2 protein-coding genes are annotated in these 1,541 nt (G+C 48.1%); both read left to right on the top strand.

Going from position 1 to position 1,541, the window contains the following annotated elements; translation table 11 throughout:
* Positions 1–678, top strand: a 678-nt coding sequence (locus tag GY683_RS03135; RefSeq protein WP_297287360.1) for an acetyl-CoA C-acyltransferase, incomplete at its 5' end; no start/stop codon positions are given.
* A 238-nt stretch (positions 679–916) separates the two neighbouring features.
* Positions 917–1,429 (top strand): hypothetical protein, encoded by a 513-nt coding sequence (locus GY683_RS03130; RefSeq protein WP_297287359.1) that lies wholly within the window; start codon positions 917–919, stop codon positions 1,427–1,429.
* The last annotated feature ends 112 nt before the right edge of the window (positions 1,430–1,541 follow it).

Here is a 1,541-nt window from a genome sequence, read left to right as displayed (position 1 = left end):
CGAGCCGAGCAGGATGAATTTGCCCTAGGCTCACATGTCAAAGCGACCAAAGCCACCCAAGAAGGGCGGTTTGACAAAGAAATCGTGGGCGTAGAAGGGCATGATGAGCAGGGTAATTTGCAGTTATGCACGGTGGACGAAGTCATTCGTTTTGATGCCAATATTGAGAGCTTACAAAAACTCAGACCCGTATTTGACCCTGTAAACGGCACGGTAACGGCAGGCTCATCATCTGCCTTATCAGACGGTGCGTCCGCCATGCTCATCATGTCGGCAGGCAAAGCCAAAGAGCTTGGGCTGACCCCACGAGCCAAAATTCGCTCCATGGCAGTGGCAGGGTGCGATGCGGCGATTATGGGCTATGGTCCTGTCCCTGCCACGCAAAAGGCACTAAAACGAGCAGGGCTGTCTATCAGCGACATTCAGACGGTTGAGCTAAACGAAGCATTCGCCGCCCAAGGCTTGTCGGTGCTAAAAGGCTTAGGACTGTATGACAAACAAGACATTGTCAATCACAATGGCGGAGCGATTGCCCTAGGACACCCACTGGGCTGTTCGGGGGCCAGAATTACCACCACACTCCTTAACGTCATGGAGCAACAAGACACCCAAATCGGACTTGCCACCATGTGTATCGGACTGGGGCAGGGGATTGCGACCATCATCGAACGCGTATGATGTAAAGCCTTAAAACCAAAACCCAAGCGAACCGTTTCGCTTGGGTTTTTATTGTACCTAATAAAGACGCTATTAAGCTGGTAACAATTCAGCATAATGAATGAATGTAAAAAATTGAAAAAATCATACACAGCGGTGTAATTTACGATACAATTCGATGCATTTTGGGCGCAAAATCATGGTATCATAGGGAAATTTTAGACATGATTAAACTTTATTTTAAAAGAAGGAATGACGCATGAAACTACGCAGCGCACTATTGGCAACACTGGCGATGACCGCAGCATCTGCACAGGCAATGTTACCAACTCCAGAGAATCCACAGCCGACAGAGACTGTCGAGCAGCAAGTAGCTGCACCTAAGATTGACACCAAGCTAAACGCTTTCGTGGTTCGTAAAGACGAAACCGGCGCTGAGAAGCTAGAGCTCTTGACCTTTGGCGACAGCGTCGCCAAAGGTGAAATCGTAGAATACCACGGTCTATTCACCAACCAAGACACCAACCGTGTGCGTAGCATGAATGCCACATTGAACATCCCAGAGGGCGTTGAGCTGGTGGGCGAGGTCAGCCCTGCGATCGTTAAGGCGAGCATTGACGGCAATCGTTTCGTACACATGCCAATCCGCGCAACTCTAAACGGACAAACCCAAGAACTGCCACTAAGCTACTACAAGGCATTGCGCTGGACGATTGAAGATTTGGGCATTGGTGCGACCGCTGTCGTCAAATATCGCGCCCAAGTCAAATAATCTCATACCGTTCTATTAAAGCCGAACCGATGTGTTCGGCTTTTTTTATGCTTTAATTTACCGATATAACAAAAAACATTCTCATTATCATTGATATTTGCGAGAAAATTTT

Origin of the sequence: Moraxella sp., from assembly GCF_024227015.1 — a bacterium.
Lineage (GTDB): Bacteria > Pseudomonadota > Gammaproteobacteria > Pseudomonadales > Moraxellaceae > Moraxella.
Note: the sequence above shows the minus strand (reverse complement) of the source record. Positions and strands in the feature narration are given on the sequence as shown.

Coding starts and splice junctions, on each gene's coding strand:
- GY683_RS03130 (WP_297287359.1), top strand. CDS start 917: ATGAAACTACGCAGCGCACTATTGGCAACACTGGCGATGACCGCAGCA.